This window comes from Rheinheimera sp. (assembly GCF_037442525.1).
Classification (GTDB): Bacteria; Pseudomonadota; Gammaproteobacteria; order Enterobacterales; family Alteromonadaceae; genus Pararheinheimera.
Genome location: NZ_JBBIQD010000007.1, coordinates 167,461 through 185,719, shown reverse-complemented (window position 1 = coordinate 185,719; position 18,259 = coordinate 167,461). Strand labels below are relative to the sequence as shown.

Here is an 18,259-nt window from a genome sequence, read left to right as displayed (position 1 = left end):
AACCATGAAACTGAAACTTTTGTGCTCTGTGTCTGCTTTGTTGTTTTCCACCGTACTGTGGGCTATGCCACAAATTGGCCAGGCTGCGCCAGACTTCAGTCTGGTTGACAGTAAGGGCCAACGCCACAACCTGAAAGACTTTGCTGGAAAAACTGTCGTGCTGGAGTGGACCAACCATGACTGTCCTTTTGTAAAAAAACACTATCAGGGCAATATGCAGGCGTTGCAGAAAGAATTTACAGCCAAAGCGGATACAGTCTGGTTATCCATCATTTCGTCGGCGCCAGGTAAACAGGGGTATGTCAGCCCTGAGCAAGCCGATCAACTGACCCAAAGCCGCGGTGCTATGCCAACCGCAGTGCTGTTTGATGAATCCGGTGTTGTTGGCAAAGCCTATGACGCCAAAACCACCCCACATATGTATGTGATAGACGCCAAAGGGCTGTTGCAGTATATGGGTGGCATTGACAGCATTCCGTCGACCAAAGTGGAGGATATACCCAAAGCTACACCTTGGTTTGCCGATGCAGCGAGCGCTGTGCTGGCTGGGGAAGCGGCCAAACCGGCAGTCAGTAAACCTTATGGTTGCAGTATTAAGTACGCCGATTAGAGCGGATACCAGCGAAGGGCAGGAACAGACAAAGCGCAGCCGCTCTTTGCCTGTTCCGTCTTGTGGTCAGAGTTTCAGCAGGACCTTGACCGAAGCATCAACTTTGCTGGCGTCCACATAACCTATCAGGTTTGGGTTGCCAGCCACCAGCTGAATCATTTCTTCATCGGACGCCAGCTCTTTGGGTGGAGTCCCTTTGCCGGTAAAGACCAGTTTGGACCAATAGGACTTTAACTGACTGGAGGATTTCTTCAGCACCTGCTCGTTAAAGGTATTGGTAGCAGCATTGGTTTCCTGCAGGGCGACTGGCACCGCCGCTGCTCCACCAGGAAAGTTTTTGTCCCTGCCCAAATAAATTCGGGCCACAGTATCGGCGTCCAGACTGGCGGTGTTCGATGGATGGGCAATGATGGCAATATCGGCAAACACTGCACTGCAGCAGAACAGACTGACCGCGTAAATTACTGATTTCATGAGTCAATCTCCTTAGAAGGTTAAGTCAACACCAACGGAAGCAATACGGTAATCACCGACTGTGGGTCGGGTGTCTGTGCCCTGAAAATAGTCCACTTTCAGCGCTGCGCTTGGGTGGAAATCCCAACGCAGATCGATGCCAGCGCCATCGAATTCACGCTGACTGAAGGCGTCTTTTAAGGTGCGTCCTGTGGCCAGCAGCACAGGGTTGGAAATACCACTCAGAAAGGCATAATCCTGTTGATCGCGGCTGTAATCCTCGGTATGAACCGTCAAAGTCACACTGTCAAACCGCCGGCCTATGGCGGCATACCAGGCTTTGTTCTGTGCGTTGACTGAGTCCTGGATGCCATAGTCGACATACTCCACATCAAACAGCCAGTTGTTGTAGTCAATGTTAAAGGCGGCAAACATATATTCGCCTGTTTTGCCCTCGCTTTGGATGGCGGCTTTAAAGTCATCCACTTGCTGAGTTGTGGCGCCCATTGCCTGCGCTGCTGCTATGCCCGGTGCTGCCAGCAGAAAGGTGGTCTGTTGATCCAGGGTTTCTGCGGCAATATCGACCGTCATAAAGCCACCAGAAAAGCTCCACCAGTCCCCGGTCAGGGAGCCATTCGCGGCCATCAGGTTTTCAAAGGCCAGAGGTAAAAAGGCATTGGTGACCGCAAAAAACGTCTCCCCCTCCCAGTTGGCATACAAGAGTTTGGTGTTGGCAGTCATGCCATTCAGGTCAAACTGACTGTCCAGGGCTATGCCCTCTACTGTGCTGAAATCAAAGCCGATATACACAGCTTTGGGCAGGCGGGCGAAATTATGGGCATAGCCTACTTTTTCATATTCAGACTGCCGGAACAGCGGGTTTGCCAGCAATCCAGCGCTCACTCTGTGGTGCTCGTTCAGTTCGTAAGCGATATAGGCCCAACGGGCCTCCACATCAAAATCATTTTGTCCGTCAGCATAAAGCTGAACTGTGGCGGACAGCCCTTCGCCTAAGTCGGCTCTGGCCTGAATAGCAAACAAGGATTCACTTTTAAAGGAGAAGTTACCTTCTTCGTAGCCCGGGAATGGCTCAGAGCCACCGTCAGCAGACACAGATGTGCCTCGGATAGAGGCAAAACCATTGAGTTGAATTTCGGCAAAACTTGAGGTGGGCAGACAGCCTAAGGCGACAGCAAGCGCCAGGCTTTGGTACGCGATATTGCTTTTTTTCATAGTATGTTCCCATAAAGGAAGTGTGAACTTTGCATCCATGCGCCTTATCCATTTCAAAGCTAGATTTGAAGTGAACAAAATGCAATCTGGGTCATTTACTAGTTCGATTTTTGTTGCGTTTTTTTAGTATTTATCAGATTCGTGCCATTTTCAGGCCCGAAGTTGACCGCCATGGCGATGAGTCTGGTGAACACGCATCAGTTTTTACAGTGGGAGATTTCTATGAATCACTTGCTCAATGCAGACCAAAGTATGGTGGTGTTGATTGATATCCAGCAAAAACTGGCGCCGGCTATTGCCGATGGCAAAGCGGTGGAACAGGCGGCTGCCTGGGTATTGCAGGTGGCGTTGCAACTGGGCGTTCCGTTGTTTGCCACCGAACAATATCCGGCAGGCCTTGGCCCGACGGTACCGGCCCTGGCTGAACTGCTGCCGGCAGGCCAGGTGCTGGAGAAAATCCATTTCAGCGCTTTTAAAGACGCCCGAATCCGGCAACAACTGGCGCAAAGCGGCCGTCATCAGCTGGTGCTGTTAGGGACAGAAAGCCATGTCTGCGTGTTGCAAACGGCTTTGGATGGGCTGGTGATGGGGTATCAGGTGTTTGTGGTGGTTGAAGCCGTGGGGTCGCGGACCGAACAGAATAAACAGCTGGCGCTGCAGCGGATGCAACAGGCGGGGGTGGTGCTGGTCAGCAAAGAAATGCTCGCCTTTGAATGGCTGGAAAAGGCCGGTAGCGACAGCTTCCGGCAGATCAGTAAAGGGTGGATCCGCTGATCTCAACGCCTCAATGGTAGTAAGTTGTTAAAGCCGGTCTGAAAAGGCTTTGTGTCTTGTTACACTGCCATTTTTTCTGACGGATCGGATGATGCACACTCAGCCACTTTTATCTTTGGTGCTGCCTTTTTATAACGCGCAGGACTTTTTACAGCCTTTGCTTGAGAGCATTGACCCTCAACTAAGCCCTGAGGTGCAGCTGGTGCTGGTGGCGGACGGGCCCATAGACGGCAGCCTGTTGCTGGCGCAGCAGTTTATCCGGCTCAGCCAGAAGGCCAGCAGCTATGTGTTGCTGCTGCAGGCGAATGCCGGGGTCAGTGTGGCCAGAAACTTTGGTATAGCGCAATCGACAGGTCAGTATATTGGTTTTGTGGATGCAGACGATCTGTTGCTGCCGGGTTACACAGAGCAGGTGTTGCAGCTGATCCGCAAAGAACAGCCGGACTTGATTGAGCTGGGGTATCAGCGTTTTAGTCAGCCCCGGCAGTTGTCGGCGGCTAAAGCCCGCTTTTTGCATGCACAGGCCGGTTGGTTGCCGTTGCCGGCTGCGTTGTCTGAGGTTGCACAGGTCAATCAGTGGTTTCCCTGGTTACGTATTTATCGCCGTCAGGCGGTACCCAACTTTCAGTTTCCGGCCGGTATCGGGTTTTGCGAAGATATGATGGCGGTACCACAGTTGTATTTAGGCTGCCAAAGCCTTTATCACCTGCGCCAGCCGTTGTATGGATACAGGGTGCATGGGGCCAGTGCCTCTTACCAGGTCAGCCCGGACCAGAAGTTACAGCTGCAACAGTTTTTCCGGCAACTGAACAACGGGCTTTTGCCACAATTGCCCGCCAGAGCCCGGCAACTGATGTTGCTGCATCTGGCCTATTGGTTATATAACTGGCAACTGCAGCAACCCAAAGCCGATGCAGAGACTGACAGCTTGGCAGTCCAACTGCAGCAACTGGCCTGTCATCTTTGGTGGTGTCCGGGCTTTTCCTGGCGGAAAAAGTGGCGGTTATGGCGTTGCATGTCGGTTTTTCAACAACAATTTCCGGCCTGAAAGGTGGGAATAACAGCAAAAACACAGGGAATTTTTATGAAACTGGCCATTCTTTTTACTGCAGTGTTGCCTCTTATGGCGTTGGCTCAACCCAGCCTGAGTCTGGTGTCTGAAACCGCGGATTTACGGGTGCCCGAGTCGGCTTTGGTCTGGCCACAGAAGTCTGGTGGCCGTTTACTGGTGTCGGAAATTGACGGTGCAGGCACGGCAGTGGATGGCCAGGGTGGGGTGGCTTTACTGCAGCTGGATGGCCGTCTCATCAAACAGGACTGGCTGCGGGGACTGAATGCTCCCAAAGGTATGGCTATTCACGGCGACAGGCTGTTTGTTGCTGACCTGACGGAGTTAGTGGAGGTGGACCTGAGCACGGCGCAGATCATACGGAGGTATCCGGCAGAAGGGGCGGTTTTCCTGAATGATGTCACTGTGGATGCCGCAGGTCTGGTCTATGTGTCGGATACCAGAACCAACCGAATCTACCGGCTGCAACAGGGGAAACTGCAGTTATGGCAACAGCAGATTCTGTCAGCCAATGGATTAAAAGCGACAGCGCAAGGCCTGGTGGTTGGGGCTGGAAAGCAGCTGTTATTGCTGGATGACAGTGGGAAGAGCCGCTTACTGGCTGAAGGTTTTGCGTCAGGTATTGATGGCATTGAACCCTTGCCTGCAGGTGGTTATCTGGTCAGTTGCTGGGTGGGGTTGATCTACCATGTCAGTGCCGAAGGTAAAGTCAGTTTGTTGCTGGACAGCAAAGGCAAATTTAATACCGCCGATATTGGCTACGACCCGGCTACTCAATTGTTGTATGTGCCCGGCTTTAATGCGAATTCTTTGCAAATATACCGCTTCGAGCCCTGAGAGCGCTGGCTGCAGTAAAGCAAAAACGGCATACTGCAGCCACTGCACTTTCTGACCTTTGCGTATGTGGCAATTCAGTAAAACCCTGTTCTGGCGGGCGCTGGCTTTGGTGAGTCTGGCGCTGGGTTTGTTGGGTATTCCGTTGCCGGGTTTACCCACTGTGCCTTTTTTACTGCTGTCGGCCTGGGCGGCGGGTAAAGGTTGGCCAGCTTTTGAACTCTGGTTAGTACAGCATCCGAAGTTCGGCCCGCCGGTGCGGCGCTGGCGTGAACAGGGCGCCGTACCGCGCAAAGCCAAATGGCTGGCTTCTGTGATGATGCTGCTGAGCGCCGGGCTCTTGTGGCTGTCGGCGTCACCTCTCTGGTTAAAAGTGGCAGTGCCGTTGTTGTTGCTGGCCGTGGCCTGTTGGTTATGGTGCAGGCCTGAACTCGGCGACGAACCCGGCCAACACTAAAGTTCAGTCTGCACCAAAGTGTTATGTCGGGCCGGGCCAAGCCCGACTATGGTTGTGGCGGGCACTGTTGCCCGTGACAACCAAGGACATAACAATGAAAAAAATCCTGTTGGCTTTGTGGCTGCTCTGCACAGGCTCGTTGAGTGCGGCCTGTCTGGATGCGGTAGTGCTGGTGCATGGCAACACAGCCAGCCCGTCCAGCTGGAATAACACCTACAACCTGCTGCTGAGTAAAGGTTATACCAGTGCGGATATTTACCGGCCCGCCTGGGGCAGCAGCAGTTGCGCCGCCTGCAACGACCACAATGGCTCAGAAGAAACGCCGGTCCGAACCGCCATTCAGAATGCGCTGGCCAACTCCTGCACAGGTAAAATAGACCTGATAGGCCATTCAATGGGCGCCACTCTGGCAGCACAACAAATTACTAAACTCGGTGTGCATAGCCAGGTGGACGCATTTGTCGGTATAGCGGGCGCCTTTCGTGGTTTATACAGCTGCGGTATTTACCCCTACAACGTCTTGACCAGCACTTGCGGACAGTACGGCTTGTCGGTCAGCAGCCCCTTTCTGGATAACCTGTATGGCGTGCGTTTTGGCAGCCGGGTCTATTCCATCAAAAGCTACAGTGACCAGATTGTCTGCTCGACCGGGACTTGCCTGGTATACGGTGCTCACAGCAGCAGTATCTGGGGAGAGAACGGATCCAGCACCTTTGTGTTGGGGCATTTTGCACTGCAAACCGATACGGCAAACACTCAGTATCAATTTATCAGGTAAGCGCAGGCCTGCACCGCAGCGGCGGTGCAGGCTGATACGTGTCGTCAGCAAGCCCTGGAAATTTACGATATCCGCATCATTTATAACACTTCCCCCCAAAACCATTTGGCGACTTTGCCTGTCACATCGGCTTCGGCATTCGTCAGCAGCACCAGACCTATGTCTTTTTCCGGCGAATAGGCAATGTAAGGCCGGTAACCGTCTACCACGCCGCCGTGGTAAAACAGCCGGTGATTGTCGTATTGCACCATACGCCAGCCGCGGCCATACCAGGTCGAGACTTTTTTGTACTGCTGCCAGACAGGCCAGCGGGGCTTATTGGCTACCTTCACCGCAGGACTGCGCAGCTCCTGCAGGGCTTGTGGGCTGAACACTTTGGGCTGATGGCCCAGCATCGCCAGCAGGTATTTGGCCAGATCGGTGGCGCTGGCATTAATACCTGCCGCCGGGTTCACCCAATAAAAATTCGGTTTGACCTGTTCGGAGCGCCAGCCTTGGCCAGCCCTGTGGTGGGGCATGGCTTTATTCTGAGTGGCGAGAAAACCGGCATAACCCACCGACGCTGTCTGCATTTTCAGCGGGCCTAAAATGTGTTGCTGCAATAAGTCAGGGTAAGGCAGGCCAGTGCTGTGCAGCAACGCCTGCTCCAGCAAACCAAACAGAATATTCTGGTAGCTGTAACAGCGGCCTGGTGTGCAACTGGTCTTCAGCAGTTTAAAACGTGGCAGGATCTGCTCGGGGGTCTGATTGTCCTCCAGCAGGTTCTCAAACGCATGGGGCATCACCCCACTGGCCTGGCTGACCACATGATCGACCGTCAGCGCTTTGGTATCCCGTTCGCTGCCCAGCTGAAAACCGGGCACATAATGGGCCAGCGGCGCATCCAGCTTCAGGCTGCCTTGCTGGGACGCCAGCACGGTGAGGCCACCGGTAAAGGTTTTCGACACTGACGCCAGCCGAAACACGGTGTCGGCGTCCACTTTGTCAGGTTTACCGACTTCGCGTACGCCATAAGCACCGGTGAACACAATCTGGCCGCCTTGTACCACGGCATAAGCGCCGCCCGGCACTTTGGCTTTATTCAGCGCCAGCCTGAACTCCTGGTCCAGGCCCTGCAATAACTCAGTCTGGTTCAGCTGCGCCAGTGCCGGGGTAGCCAGCAGACTTAGCAGTCCAATCACACCAGCACGAAAGACCTGTTTCGTCATGCTGTACTCCTTGGTGATTTAAGGTGAGGTGGTCAGCAACAAGGCCGGGTCTTGTGCCTGGCCCTGATGCAATAATTCAAAATGTAAATGGGCGCCCGTCACCCGACCTGTCGCGCCGACTTTGCCCAGAGGTTGTCCTGCCTGTAACTGCTGGCCCGGCGTGACGTCGGCTTGCTGCAGATGGGCATACAAGGTCTGGTAACCATTGCCATGGTCCAGCAACACCGCCATGCCATAGTTGCTGTTCAGGCTTTGATTGTCGGCAATCAGCACTGTGCCGCGGGCGCTGGCGTACACAGGGTCACCGGCCTGTGCGGCAAAGTCCATACCCTGGTGGGGCCTGTTTTGCCGGAACGGATGCTGCTCACCATAAAAAGAACTGACCCGCACCTCGGCGGCCACAGGGCGCTGCCATTCTGCCGGACTCTGGCTGAAGCGCAGCTGAGCGCAGCCCAGCGTCAGTGCCAGGGTGAAAAACAGCAGCAACAGGAGGCCGGACTGTTGCTGGGAGGCTGGCAAAACAGGAAAGGGCTGAAACAGCGCAGTTAATCGTTGCTGATACTGGCTCAGTGCTGAAGGCCGGTTAAAGGCCAGGCCACTGGGCTGATGCTGCTGGTTCAGCTTCAGGCAAAGCAGTAAGGTTTGAGCATAAAGTTCGGGTTTGTAGTCTTGACATAACTGGTGATCCACCCGCAGTTCTGCTGCCTGTTGCCAGTGTTGTTGCCAGAGCGCCAGCAGGGGGTTAAACCAGCACAAGGCCAGCAGCAACCGCCACAGCAACAACACCAAAGGGTCGCGATGCTGCAGATGGGTCAACTCATGCCTGAGCAATAATTGGCGCTGTTCAGGCGGGAGTTGCACAAAATAGGCAGGCACCATGACCAAAGGCTGACGAATTCCGCAAGCAAAAGCCGAACTCTGGCCATAAAACAATCTGAGTTGGACTTCAGCTGGCCAGTCCGCCAGCCAGTCTGCTGCGGATAATAATTCTGAACGGGCAATAAACTGCTGCAAGCGCCATTGCTGCAGGCCGAAACGGGCCAGATGCCACAGTGATACCAGCATCAGGATCAGCAGTACCACATCGGTCAGTTGCCAGCCAGGTTCCGCCAGTAACGAAGGATGCTCAGGCACAGCCTGCAGTTGCTGCCATTGCCAGCTGCTTTCCTGCAGCAATGCAACAGGCACAGGCCAGCTGTCACCCAGCTCAGGCAGTGGCAGCAAAGCAAACAGGGACAACAGAGCCAGCAGCAGGTAAAAACCCGGCATGGCCTTCAACGCTGGCCTGCGCTGTTGGAGTAGCAACTGCAGCAGCGCCAGTACCGCACTTAAAGCAACAAAAGCCAGCAGGTGTGTCAGGACCAGGCTGCTCATGGCTGTTGCTCCTGAGCGGCCGATAACAGGGCCAGCTGTTGTTCAAGCTGCTGTAATTCTGTGTTCGTCAGCAGGTGACTGTCGGCAAACATACTGACCGGCAAAGGCCCGTTCAGCCCCAGCACCCGGCTGGCGAAATCATTGGCCAAAGCAGCCAGAGTCGGTAACTTTTCCAGTTTGGCCTGGTAGCTGTTTTTATGGCCCTGGCTTTCCATCTGCACAAAGCCTTTTTCGGTCATACGTTCCAGCGTTTTGCGGGTGGAGGAATAGCCCCAACCCAATACAGCTTGCAGCTGGTCATGCAATTCCCGTCCAGTTTGTGGCTGCTGTTGCCATAACAGTTTTAATATTTCCAGCTCAGCGGCAGTAGGGTGTGACATACAAAATCCGGCACTCAATGCAAAACTGGTATCAGGGTGCGACAAGTGTCGCACAAAGGCAAGTAAAAAGTGCGACCAATGTCGCACAAAAGTTTTTTCTGTTTAGCTCAGCGAACCGGTCTGATGTCACATCAGAGTCATACTGTGATTGTATAACGCAGAGTTATCGGCAAGCCCTGACCCACCCATCGGAGATCAACATGGCAGTTTCTTTTGCAGAAATGGTACAACGGCGTTTATCGCGGCGTGAGTTTTTAAAAGCCGGTACGGCGCTGGCGGCGGCCGCGGCTTTACCAGGCTGTGGCAAAACGGCGCCCACCCTGGCGGCCAGCGGTAAATCCGCCCTGACCTTTACCGAACAAAGCGCAGAAATGACCACTCAGTTGGAAGTACCGCCGGGGTATCAGGCGCAGGTGCTGCTGAAATGGGGGGACCCGTTATGGGCCGACGGCCCGGCCTTCGATCCGCAGCAGCAAAGCGCGGAAAAACAGCAGCTACAGTTTGGGTTTAACAACGACTTTATCGGCTTTTTGCCCTTGCCGCTGGGCAGTTCGAACTCTGAGCATGGGTTGTTGGTGGTGAACCACGAGTACACCAACAGTGCCACTATGTGGCCCGGCTCACCGCCAGATACCAAGCTGGATAAAGCCCAGACCGACACCGACATAGTGGCCCATGGCTTGTCCGTGGTCGAAATTCGCTATCAGAATGGCCAGTGGCAACAGATCAAAAACTCCGCCTATACCCGACGGATCACACCGCTCACCCCCATGCAGATCAGCGGCCCGGCCGCAGGCAGCAGCCGGCTGAAAACCGCCATTTCCGCTGATGCCGTGCATACGCTGGGGACTTATGGCAATTGCGCCGGTGGTGTCACCCCCTGGGGCACAGTGCTGACCGGCGAAGAAAATATTGATGCGATGTTTGCCGGTGACTACAGCCAAAGCAGCGAGTACGACAGCCTGAAACGTTTTGGTATGGAAGTGCAGCCACAAAAAAGCTGGGCCCGGCATTACCCACGTTGGGATTTAAGCCAGCAGCCAAACGAATCTTTGCATATGGGGTGGATAGTGGAAATTGACCCGTACGACCCCAATTCCACACCGAAAAAACGCACTTTGCTGGGCCGCTTTAAACACGAAGGCGCCAATGTGTTTATCAATGCCGATGGCCGGGTCGTGGCCTATATGGGGGACGACCAGAAATTTGAATACCTGTATAAGTTTGTCTCCAGTGGTCGTTATCAGCCGGACAACAGAGCCGCCAACCTGGACTTGCTGGACAGCGGCACACTGTATTGCGCGCGTTTTGATGCTGACGGCACAGTCGACTGGCTGCCGCTGCAATTTGGCGAAGGCCCTTTACAGGCGGCCAACGGCTTTCACAGCCAGGCCGATGTATTGATTGATACCCGCAAAGCGGCCGATTTACTGGGGGCCACGCCAATGGACAGACCTGAGGATGTGGAGGTCAACCCGGCCAATGGTGCTGTCTATGTAATGCTGACCAAAAACGCTGACCGCACAGACAAACAGCTGAATCCGGTGAATCCCCGCGCCCGTAATAAAGCCGGTCAGATTGTCGAGCTGGTGCCGCCCAAAGGCGATCACACGCAAAACAGTTTCGCCTGGGAGCTGTTTTTATTGGCGGGCCGGCGCGACGACCCCAGCACCAACTATCACCCGGCCACGGCGGTCAGTAGCTGGATTGCCTGTCCGGATAACTGTGCCTTTGACAGCCAGGGCCATCTTTGGGTGACGTCCGACGGTGCTGAAGATTTTGGTATAGCCGAAGGCGTCTGGGCCACTGAAGTCAGTGGCCCAGACCGGGCTTTAATGCGGCGTTTTTTGCGTGCTCCGGTTGGCTCAGAAGTGTGCGGGCCCTTTTTTACCCCCAACGACCAACACTTTTTTTGCTCCATTCAGCATCCGGGCAGTGGCAGCAGTTTTGAGCAGCCTGCTACCCGCTGGCCGGATTTTGATGCTACATTGCCACCCCGCCCTGCAGTGGTGGTGATCAACAGACCCGATGGCAAGGTGGTTGGCAGTTAGCAGGTTCTGAGTTCAGGGCTGGACTGTCAGACCGGCCCTGAATGAGAAGAGCAACATGCAGCCACGTATTCCTTTGTATGTATTAACAGGTTTTTTAGGCAGCGGTAAAACCACCTTATTAAACCAGCTGGTAAAAACCCCGGAGTTTGCTAACAGCCTGGTGATTATCAATGAATTAGGCTCAACCTCACTCGATCACCTGCTGATGACGCACAGTCAGGAAGAGCAGGTGGTGGAGCTGGCCAGTGGTTGTATTTGCTGCACTATCCGCAGTGATTTAAGTAAAACCCTGCGGGACATTGTCTGGCGTTTCGCCCGCCAGGGCCGCAAACAATTTGACCGGGTACTGATTGAAACCACGGGCCTTGCCAACCCTACTCCAGTACTGCATACCCTGATGGCTGACCCAAAAATTGCCGATCAGTACCGGCTGCAGGGGGTGGTCACTTGCGTTGACAGCGTCAATGGCCTGTCAACCCTGAAGGAACACTCGGAAGCACGTCAGCAAGCAGCGGTGGCCGATTTAGTGCTGTTGACCAAACAGGATCTGCCACAAGCCCACAGCGTGGCTGACCTGACCGCCGCACTGCGGCCACTGAACCCGCTGGCGCAAGTGGCGCTGGCCGAACAAGGGCTGGCGGACTGGACACTGATAGAACAGCTGGACCATGCTGAACCTGTGCAGTCGGATACCCCACTGCAGAGCTGGCTGCGTTTTACCCCGCTTGCCGACGAGCCTCAGCTGACCCCTGAGCTGCAACTCAATGCCCATGGCGACGCCATTCAGGCCTACAGCTTTGAGCTGGCAGAGCCCATAACTATGCACAAATTTGAGCTCTGGTTGAATGAACTTTTGACCCTCAAAGGCCCGGATTTACTGCGGATGAAAGCCATTTTGCATATTCAGGGTTTTCCTGGCCCTATGGTGATCCATGGCGTGCAGCACCTGTTTCATCCGGCGGCTTTTTTAACCCAGTGGCCAAATGCCGATCGTCAGAGCAAACTGGTGTTTATTACCCGCAATATTTCACGCGAACTGCTGGAGCACAGTGTGCAGATGCTCCGGCCCTAACCAAAGGCTGTCGCCATGTTAAACCCGGTTCAGAGTTTTATTCACCCGCTGCATCAGTTGGAAGCGCTGGTGCAGCGCATTGCCACTGAACGTCCTGAGCTCTGGTCTGCACAGCTGAGCCCGGATATGCTGCCCTTGTGGCAACAGGCCCGCACTGCGGCCGGTTTTAGTTTGCGGGCCTGCTATCCGCTTGCGGCGTTGGAGACTCCGGCCATAGAGCTGGTCACTGAAGACTGGCATGGATTGATTCAGTTTGTGCAGCAATGCCAAATGCAGTTACAGGCGCTGGCACCTGCAGGTTTTGCCGACTGGCAACAGCGCCCCATTGAATTTGAAGCCGGTTTTGCCCGGCAACAGCTGACCGGGCTCTATTACCTGCAGCTGTATGCGCTGCCCAATTTTTACTTTCATTTCAGCATGTTGTACGCCATAGCCCGCCAGCACGGCATGGTCATCGGCAAAGCCGACTTTGACGGCTGGCACCAGTACCCGGCCGGGTTTAGCTGGGTAGCTGAATAGCCTGATGAAACGGCAGTATTGCTGGTTTAGGTTTTCACTTGCTCAAGTGAGAGTGTAAAAAAATCTGTGTAAGTGGCATTCTACCTATGTATTTGAAAGGACATAAGAATGCCAGTATCAGACCAGCTTATCGACCAGTTACTAGCTGACCATAAATCCCCTTCGCGCAAACGACTTCAGAATTTCAGGCCGTAGTTATTACCAGCGTTCCAGACACATTGGGCATTGACCTGTTGCTGTCCGAGCAGTAACCCCACCGTGTCGTGTAATTTCAACTGCAGTTTAGTGCTTATGCTGGCTCCTCCCCGAGGGCTGAAGCTCTCAAGCAAACACGGATGCTCTTTCTGTTCCACTACAATTTTTGTTTCGGAGTTGAAAGCATTAAAGCGTTCGTAGGTCCTCCTTTCATGTCCAATTCCCTTTGCTTGTTGGCGCAATATTTCAGGGACATAATGGGAGTGTTGCATGCGGTAAAACACAGAAGGGTGAATACTTGTTTTGTATTCACCCGGTCCGTTTTTACTGACCTGACGGATAAATGAACTACCAGTCAGTTGATAAGGCAGGCTGTATGAGTTATGAAGTTCGCCCAAGAGATCTGGTTTGACTGAGTGTTTAAAGGTCGGATCGTCCCGATCAAATTCCAGTCCCAAAGCTTCAGCTTTTTCAACAAGCCACAGCAGGCTGATATCCGAAACTTCAGATGACTCATAACCACCGCCAATATCGGAATGCACCCCGGCAAACCAACATTGTTCCACCTGCTGGTTATCTTGCGTCAAACCTTTCCACACCGAAGGTTCAAAAGGGCCTCTTTTTTCGTCCAGCGCCAGAGCGTGGTAAGCATGCTCTACATGGGGCGACAGCTCAGCATCATAAAAACCCACCCAGCGGTTAGTTAATTTCTTTAACAGCGGAGTGGGGGCTCCTAGTGAGCCAACGGTATCCCAGACACCGATCATTTTAATCTTGGGTTCGATATTGTTATCGCGTTTTAAGGGGCTGGTCTTAGGCCTGTGTTTGAGAGGTGTCCGATAATATTCGTAAGCTTTTGGTAGTTCTTCCCACAAATCTTTTTTTAGAATACCTACCGCATGGATCAGGCCGGCGACGGCTCTTGCCGTATATGCTCCCCGACTAAAGCCAAACAAATAGATTTCGTCATTGAGTTCATAGTTGTGCACGATAAAACGGTAAGCGTCTAATACGTTTTTTTCTAAACCTTTGCCTGTTGCGCCACCTATATATTTATCAATCGGTCCCCCGGTGCCAACACCCTGGTCATAAAACACCACCTGTTGCATTCCATTATTGGCTGTAGGTTTCAGATGATGAGCAATTTTTATGACATTGGTTGGGGAAATATCAGGTTCATTCCAGGTACCATCACAGCAGATCACTATACGTTTATTTTTGTTCATGTTAGGGCTCTCCTTGAGCGGTGATTGTTATCCAAGCATTACAAAATCTTTGCTTTTTACAGTGCGAGTGCGCTGGCAGACTTCGTAGCCGTTGCGGCTGCCGTCGTTGTTGGTATTGCCTTCGATGGTTTGAAACACACCATCCTGCATGGCAAAGCCCAGCCCTGTGTGGGTCCAGTCTGAGGCGGATTTACGGTTTAGAAAAATAAACACCTGGTCGGGTTTGATGTTGGATGCCTGCTTTTCTGGCAGAAAAAGCCCGGCGGTTTTGGCCTGGCTTGCCAGCGAGTCGCAGGAGAATGAACCGGGGATCGGCATTTTTTGCTGCTGTATTAAACAGGCCTGCTTGAGGATAAAAGTGACAAAACCGGCGCACCAGTACCAGGCTGTGCCTTCATTGCCCTGCATATAAAGCCGTACCCAGGGGCCTTTGTTATCACCACCCACCTCCATGGGGTGTTGTTCCAGGTGCTGTCTGGCAACGCGCATTACTGTGGTGCTGAGGTGCGGGGCCGCAGGGCTTAAAGTGAGCGCCTGTTGCATAGGTGCGGTCAGTTTTTGCCAGCAGGTTTCGGTCAGGGATTGGCTGGCAGGCAAAAGTTGCTTTTGCTGAAAACGTTGCAGACAACTCAGCGTCGCTTTGCCAAAAATACCATCAGGTTCACAGCCAAACTGTTGCAGTGACAGCCATTCCTGCAGCTTTTTCACACTGCTGCCCTTTTGGCCCAAAGTCACGGCGCCGGGGAACTGCAGTTCTTTTTGCACATGTGCCGGGAAAGGCATAAGCAAGCCTCCTCAGTGAAGGATTCTGTTGGATGATTCAAGTGAAATTGATGTTTTGTCTTGCCGCTGGACAACACAAAAACTGAAGGGATACGCGACGGCCTGGCTGTGACTACTGGTTCAGTAATGGGCACTACAGACTGTTCAAGGCTAGTCAGCTTTAGGCTGATTGCCACCCCAAATCAGAAAATATTTTTCGAATTTGGTGAATTTACCGAAATTTTATTATTCGTTTACCTTTTGCGTATAAAAGCCTGCTGATCTGCAACGTTTTGCCCGCCAAACCAATCTGCGGCCTGATGTCCGGCTGGCTGTGCAGGGAGCAGTCTCTGGCGCACAGTGCTCCTCAGGCACTGAGCCGCAGTGCAAAGCTCAGCCCAGGCGCTGCGCTTTCGGCCGACAAAGTCCAGCTGTGCGCCAGTGCAATCTCCTGGCAAATGGACAGCCCAAGGCCAGCGCCATGATCGCGCCGGTGCGGGCCACGCCAGAATCGGACAAACAGCTGGCTTAACTGGTCGTCACGAACTCCTGGGCCAAAGTCCCGCAGCAACAACCCGTCATGGCCAATAGTGATCTCCACGGCCGTCCCTGGTGGTGCATGTTGCAAGGCGTTTTCCAGCAGGTTTTTCAGCAAGGTAAAAAGCGCGGCTCTGTCGGCTTGCCAGTACAAATCTGCGGACTGGCAGAGTTGAACCCTCACTTCTGCTGTGTCCGCCATCGGCTGCAGGTAGCGGCTGACTTCCTGTGCCACAGCCCCGACATCCACCTGACTGAACTGGTAATTCTGCGGTTCACTGACCTCCGCCAGCAACAGCAGTTGCTGCACCTGGCGGGTCATATGACTGACATCGTTCAGCAGCATATCGCGCTCAGCACTTGGCGGTTTGACTTCAATTTGCGCCCGGATCAGTGCCAGGGGCGTTTTCAGCTCATGGGCGGCAGTGGCCAAAAACTCCTGCTGCACCTGAAAGCCGTGCTGCAACCTGTCCAACACCTGATTGAAGTTGCTGACCAATGGCGCGATTTCGGCTGGCACTTTGTCCAACGGTAAGCGGGTATGCAGGGAACGCGGTGAAATGGCCGCCGCCGACTGTGACAGTTGCCGCAGCGGCGCCAGGGTATAGCCCAAAGTAACAAAGGCACAAAAACCGAACACAAACAGCAGCACCACGCCAAAGACACTGACCCCCTGAGCCATAAAAGGCACCGCTATATGTTTATCCACCAAATTGAGAAAGCGGCTGCTAATGGCCAGTTGAACCACCCATAGCTGACCATTGTGCTCTCGGGTGGCACTGGCGCCCTGCACATGCAACCCATGCTTCGTGAATTCAAAATGCGCGTTACTGATTTGTTTAAGCTCTGGATCTTCAGGCCAGAAATCCTCTCCGGCCTTTGAGCTCAGGGCAATGTCGCCGGTGGGCGAGATCACCCGGAAGGCGGCGTCTTCACTCATGGAATCAAAGAAAAACCAGTTTTGCTCGCCATCTTCATCATCGATTACGGCAACCGGCCAATTCTGGCTGTTAAACACCAGTTCGTCAGCTGCACCTTCGACTGTGTCCATCAGATTGGTAGACAGCAGCAGCTTGCTGTTTTGAGCCGATAGCAGCGCAATCATCAGGCCGATGCAAATCAGGCTCAACAGGACCCCGATAAAATAGGCCATCAAGACCTTCAGACTGAGGCTGTTACGTGGCAGGCGCAGAGGCTTTTTGACGAAGTGCATAACCAAGGTTTCTCAAATTGACAATCTGTTGGGTCGATCCAATGGCTTGCAGTTTGCGCCGCAGCCGGTGAATAGCCACGTCCAGTGCGTTGGGAGTGACGGTGTCGCTAAAGCCCCAGGCGGCGGCCTCCAATGCACTGTGCCGCACCACGTCGCCTTGTTTGCGGATCAGCAGCAGGGCTATCTGCAATTCGGCCGGAGCCAGAGTGACACTGTCGTCACCGCAGCAGAGTAACCCTTGTTCGGGTTTCAGTATCAAATCTGCATGGCAAGGGTCAGATGCAAGGTTGTGGGCGGGGCGGCGTAATAAAGCCCGCACCCGCGCCACCAGCTCATCCATCGCAAAAGGTTTAGTCAGGTAGTCATCAGCACCGGTTTCCAGCCCTGCCACCCGATCATGCAGGGCGTCCCTCGCCGTCAGCACCAGGCAAGGAATGCCGGAGCCAGACTGGCGCAGCCGTTTAATCAGGCTGATGCCGTCACCATCCGGCAAGCCTCTGTCCAGCACCAACGCCTGGTACGGCATCTGTTGCAATGCCGACCAGGCCGCGTCGAGCTGGCCAAAGACATCCACGGCAATACCTGCACTGGCCAGTTGTTTGCTGATCAACCCGGCCAGGCGCTCATGGTCTTCGACCAACAGGATCCGGCTCATCAGAAGCGGTAGATGTAGCCAAACAGCACGCGCTGTTCGGTGGAACTGTCGACCAGCGGGCTGTCTTTAATTTCAGAGCCCAGGCTGGTCACACTGAGATCCAACAGCAACGAATGACTTTGGTTGAACAGATACATTCCCCGCACTCCGTATTCGATATTCATGGTTGAGCTGGCTGTATAAGCAGGGCGGTCAAGCCTGGCCTCATGCTGTTGTACACCGTAAAGATAATTTACTTCTTTGTCATCCAGCCAGCTGGCGCTGATTTTAGGGGTCAGGATCAGATGGTCGCCAAAAAACCAGTTGCGTTCAATGCCGAGGCTTAAACGCCGGCCTTTGCTGTGGCTTGACGCGTCAGACAACCATTGCAAGCTCAGGTCAGCCCAGGGGCTGCTCCATTTGGCCGTAATCCCTGCCCAGAGTCCGCCTTTGCGTTCATCCATTCCGGCCAGAATAGGGGTGTCGCGAATATCATCGTCGTCATAACCACCAAAATCGTAGTGGGCTGTCAGGGCGACATCGAGTTGCTGCGAATCCCTCAAATCAAGTCCGGGTAACTTGATGTCCAGGTTGGGACCCATCCAGCTCAGGTACTGGTTTTCATAGGTCAGAAAGGGCAGCACTTTGGTATCTCTGTCCATGTCAGTAAAGGCCTTTTGCGAACTGAGCGCTGCGACACCCAGGCCCCAGGACGATTCTGGCTCTGTCTGCCCTGTGGGTTCTTGTTGGGCATTGGCCAGCATGGGCAGGCTGAGCAGTGCAGCCAGGCCAGCACAGTAGAAACGAGGTTTGCTAAAAGCAGCGAAGAACTGAGTATGCATTGATTTCTCCAATGGGTTGAATACAGCCTCAGCATCCA

At 53.8% G+C, this 18,259-nt stretch carries 19 protein-coding genes; 9 read left to right on the top strand and 10 right to left on the bottom strand.

The window, feature by feature from the left end:
• The first annotated feature begins 4 nt into the window (after positions 1-4).
• Positions 5-610, top strand: coding sequence for a thioredoxin family protein (locus tag WKJ03_RS12330; protein WP_337842516.1), 606 nt, complete (start codon positions 5-7; stop codon positions 608-610).
• Positions 611-676: 66 nt separating this feature from the next.
• Here the strand turns inward: WKJ03_RS12330 and WKJ03_RS12325 are convergent, their stop codons facing one another.
• On the bottom strand, positions 677-1,084 hold the full coding sequence (locus tag WKJ03_RS12325) for a phosphate ABC transporter substrate-binding protein (protein ID WP_337842515.1): 408 nt from the start codon (positions 1,082-1,084) through the stop codon (positions 677-679).
• 12 nt (positions 1,085-1,096) lie between these two features.
• Positions 1,097-2,296, bottom strand: a complete 1,200-nt coding sequence (locus WKJ03_RS12320; RefSeq protein WP_337842514.1) for a hypothetical protein — start codon at positions 2,294-2,296, stop codon at positions 1,097-1,099.
• A 222-nt stretch (positions 2,297-2,518) separates the two neighbouring features.
• Here WKJ03_RS12320 and WKJ03_RS12315 point away from each other — a divergent pair, with 222 nt between their 5' ends.
• The 5 genes from WKJ03_RS12315 (at position 2,519) to WKJ03_RS12295 (ending at position 6,208) form a co-directional block, all read left to right on the top strand.
• Positions 2,519-3,070: a hydrolase gene (locus tag WKJ03_RS12315; RefSeq protein WP_337842513.1), complete on the top strand. Its 552-nt coding sequence runs from the start codon at positions 2,519-2,521 to the stop codon at positions 3,068-3,070.
• A gap of 91 nt (positions 3,071-3,161) precedes the next feature.
• Entirely contained in the window at positions 3,162-4,118 is a 957-nt protein-coding gene (locus WKJ03_RS12310) for a glycosyltransferase (protein WP_337842512.1), read from the top strand.
• A gap of 36 nt (positions 4,119-4,154) precedes the next feature.
• On the top strand, positions 4,155-4,976 hold the full coding sequence (locus WKJ03_RS12305) for a hypothetical protein (protein WP_337842511.1): 822 nt from the start codon (positions 4,155-4,157) through the stop codon (positions 4,974-4,976).
• A gap of 64 nt (positions 4,977-5,040) precedes the next feature.
• Positions 5,041-5,430: a YbaN family protein gene (locus WKJ03_RS12300; protein WP_337842510.1), complete on the top strand. Its 390-nt coding sequence runs from the start codon at positions 5,041-5,043 to the stop codon at positions 5,428-5,430.
• 94 nt (positions 5,431-5,524) lie between these two features.
• Complete coding sequence (locus WKJ03_RS12295; RefSeq protein ID WP_337842509.1) at positions 5,525-6,208, top strand: alpha/beta fold hydrolase; 684 nt, start codon at positions 5,525-5,527, stop codon at positions 6,206-6,208.
• 80 nt (positions 6,209-6,288) lie between these two features.
• Here WKJ03_RS12295 and WKJ03_RS12290 read toward each other — a convergent pair whose 3' ends face one another.
• Genes WKJ03_RS12290 through WKJ03_RS12280 form a run of 3 tightly spaced genes read right to left on the bottom strand, consistent with a single transcriptional unit; the run spans position 6,289 to position 9,170 of the window.
• Positions 6,289-7,416, bottom strand: a complete 1,128-nt coding sequence (locus WKJ03_RS12290; protein ID WP_337842508.1) for a serine hydrolase domain-containing protein — start codon at positions 7,414-7,416, stop codon at positions 6,289-6,291.
• Positions 7,417-7,434: 18 nt separating this feature from the next.
• Complete coding sequence (locus WKJ03_RS12285) at positions 7,435-8,790, bottom strand: M23/M56 family metallopeptidase (RefSeq protein WP_337842507.1); 1,356 nt, start codon at positions 8,788-8,790, stop codon at positions 7,435-7,437.
• Positions 8,787-9,170, bottom strand: coding sequence for a BlaI/MecI/CopY family transcriptional regulator (locus WKJ03_RS12280; RefSeq protein ID WP_337842506.1), 384 nt, complete (start codon positions 9,168-9,170; stop codon positions 8,787-8,789). The genes WKJ03_RS12285 and WKJ03_RS12280 overlap by 4 nt, the downstream gene beginning before the upstream one ends.
• A gap of 200 nt (positions 9,171-9,370) precedes the next feature.
• On the opposite strand from WKJ03_RS12280, the gene WKJ03_RS12275 reads away from it, so the two are divergent.
• The 3 genes from WKJ03_RS12275 to WKJ03_RS12265 are packed head-to-tail and all read left to right on the top strand — an operon-like array spanning position 9,371 to position 12,812.
• Positions 9,371-11,221: a PhoX family phosphatase gene (locus tag WKJ03_RS12275; protein ID WP_337842505.1), complete on the top strand. Its 1,851-nt coding sequence runs from the start codon at positions 9,371-9,373 to the stop codon at positions 11,219-11,221.
• A 55-nt stretch (positions 11,222-11,276) separates the two neighbouring features.
• On the top strand, positions 11,277-12,293 hold the full coding sequence (locus tag WKJ03_RS12270; protein ID WP_337842504.1) for a GTP-binding protein: 1,017 nt from the start codon (positions 11,277-11,279) through the stop codon (positions 12,291-12,293).
• Positions 12,294-12,308: 15 nt separating this feature from the next.
• Complete coding sequence (locus WKJ03_RS12265; protein ID WP_337842503.1) at positions 12,309-12,812, top strand: DUF1993 family protein; 504 nt, start codon at positions 12,309-12,311, stop codon at positions 12,810-12,812.
• A gap of 176 nt (positions 12,813-12,988) precedes the next feature.
• On the opposite strand, the gene WKJ03_RS12260 is transcribed toward WKJ03_RS12265, so the two are convergent.
• From WKJ03_RS12260 to WKJ03_RS12240, 5 genes are all read right to left on the bottom strand, one after another.
• Positions 12,989-14,233, bottom strand: coding sequence for a DUF2235 domain-containing protein (locus tag WKJ03_RS12260; protein WP_337842502.1), 1,245 nt, complete (start codon positions 14,231-14,233; stop codon positions 12,989-12,991).
• 27 nt (positions 14,234-14,260) lie between these two features.
• A complete protein-coding gene (locus WKJ03_RS12255) occupies positions 14,261-15,016 on the bottom strand; it encodes a peptidoglycan-binding domain-containing protein (RefSeq protein WP_337842501.1) in 756 nt (251 codons plus the stop codon).
• A gap of 346 nt (positions 15,017-15,362) precedes the next feature.
• Positions 15,363-16,745, bottom strand: a complete 1,383-nt coding sequence (locus WKJ03_RS12250; RefSeq protein WP_337842500.1) for an ATP-binding protein — start codon at positions 16,743-16,745, stop codon at positions 15,363-15,365.
• Positions 16,708-17,400 (bottom strand): response regulator transcription factor, encoded by a 693-nt coding sequence (locus tag WKJ03_RS12245; RefSeq protein ID WP_337842499.1) that lies wholly within the window; start codon positions 17,398-17,400, stop codon positions 16,708-16,710. Before WKJ03_RS12245 ends, WKJ03_RS12250 begins: the two co-directional genes overlap by 38 nt.
• Complete coding sequence (locus WKJ03_RS12240; protein WP_337842498.1) at positions 17,400-18,221, bottom strand: MipA/OmpV family protein; 822 nt, start codon at positions 18,219-18,221, stop codon at positions 17,400-17,402. Before WKJ03_RS12240 ends, WKJ03_RS12245 begins: the two co-directional genes overlap by 1 nt.
• Positions 18,222-18,259: the final 38 nt, after the last annotated feature.

Bases quoted from the DNA above. Each gene is read 5' to 3' on its own strand.
- WKJ03_RS12330 (WP_337842516.1), top strand. From the start codon at position 5: ATGAAACTGAAACTTTTGTGCTCTGTGTCTGCTTTGTTGTTTTCCACC.
- WKJ03_RS12325 (WP_337842515.1), bottom strand. From the start codon at position 1,084: ATGAAATCAGTAATTTACGCGGTCAGTCTGTTCTGCTGCAGTGCAGTG.
- WKJ03_RS12320 (WP_337842514.1), bottom strand. From the start codon at position 2,296: ATGAAAAAAAGCAATATCGCGTACCAAAGCCTGGCGCTTGCTGTCGCC.
- WKJ03_RS12315 (WP_337842513.1), top strand. From the start codon at position 2,519: ATGAATCACTTGCTCAATGCAGACCAAAGTATGGTGGTGTTGATTGAT.
- WKJ03_RS12310 (WP_337842512.1), top strand. From the start codon at position 3,162: ATGCACACTCAGCCACTTTTATCTTTGGTGCTGCCTTTTTATAACGCG.
- WKJ03_RS12305 (WP_337842511.1), top strand. From the start codon at position 4,155: ATGAAACTGGCCATTCTTTTTACTGCAGTGTTGCCTCTTATGGCGTTG.
- WKJ03_RS12300 (WP_337842510.1), top strand. From the start codon at position 5,041: ATGTGGCAATTCAGTAAAACCCTGTTCTGGCGGGCGCTGGCTTTGGTG.
- WKJ03_RS12295 (WP_337842509.1), top strand. From the start codon at position 5,525: ATGAAAAAAATCCTGTTGGCTTTGTGGCTGCTCTGCACAGGCTCGTTG.
- WKJ03_RS12290 (WP_337842508.1), bottom strand. From the start codon at position 7,416: ATGACGAAACAGGTCTTTCGTGCTGGTGTGATTGGACTGCTAAGTCTG.
- WKJ03_RS12285 (WP_337842507.1), bottom strand. From the start codon at position 8,790: ATGAGCAGCCTGGTCCTGACACACCTGCTGGCTTTTGTTGCTTTAAGT.
- WKJ03_RS12280 (WP_337842506.1), bottom strand. From the start codon at position 9,170: ATGTCACACCCTACTGCCGCTGAGCTGGAAATATTAAAACTGTTATGG.
- WKJ03_RS12275 (WP_337842505.1), top strand. From the start codon at position 9,371: ATGGCAGTTTCTTTTGCAGAAATGGTACAACGGCGTTTATCGCGGCGT.
- WKJ03_RS12270 (WP_337842504.1), top strand. From the start codon at position 11,277: ATGCAGCCACGTATTCCTTTGTATGTATTAACAGGTTTTTTAGGCAGC.
- WKJ03_RS12265 (WP_337842503.1), top strand. From the start codon at position 12,309: ATGTTAAACCCGGTTCAGAGTTTTATTCACCCGCTGCATCAGTTGGAA.
- WKJ03_RS12260 (WP_337842502.1), bottom strand. From the start codon at position 14,233: ATGAACAAAAATAAACGTATAGTGATCTGCTGTGATGGTACCTGGAAT.
- WKJ03_RS12255 (WP_337842501.1), bottom strand. From the start codon at position 15,016: ATGCCTTTCCCGGCACATGTGCAAAAAGAACTGCAGTTCCCCGGCGCC.
- WKJ03_RS12250 (WP_337842500.1), bottom strand. From the start codon at position 16,745: ATGCACTTCGTCAAAAAGCCTCTGCGCCTGCCACGTAACAGCCTCAGT.
- WKJ03_RS12245 (WP_337842499.1), bottom strand. From the start codon at position 17,400: ATGAGCCGGATCCTGTTGGTCGAAGACCATGAGCGCCTGGCCGGGTTG.
- WKJ03_RS12240 (WP_337842498.1), bottom strand. From the start codon at position 18,221: ATGCATACTCAGTTCTTCGCTGCTTTTAGCAAACCTCGTTTCTACTGT.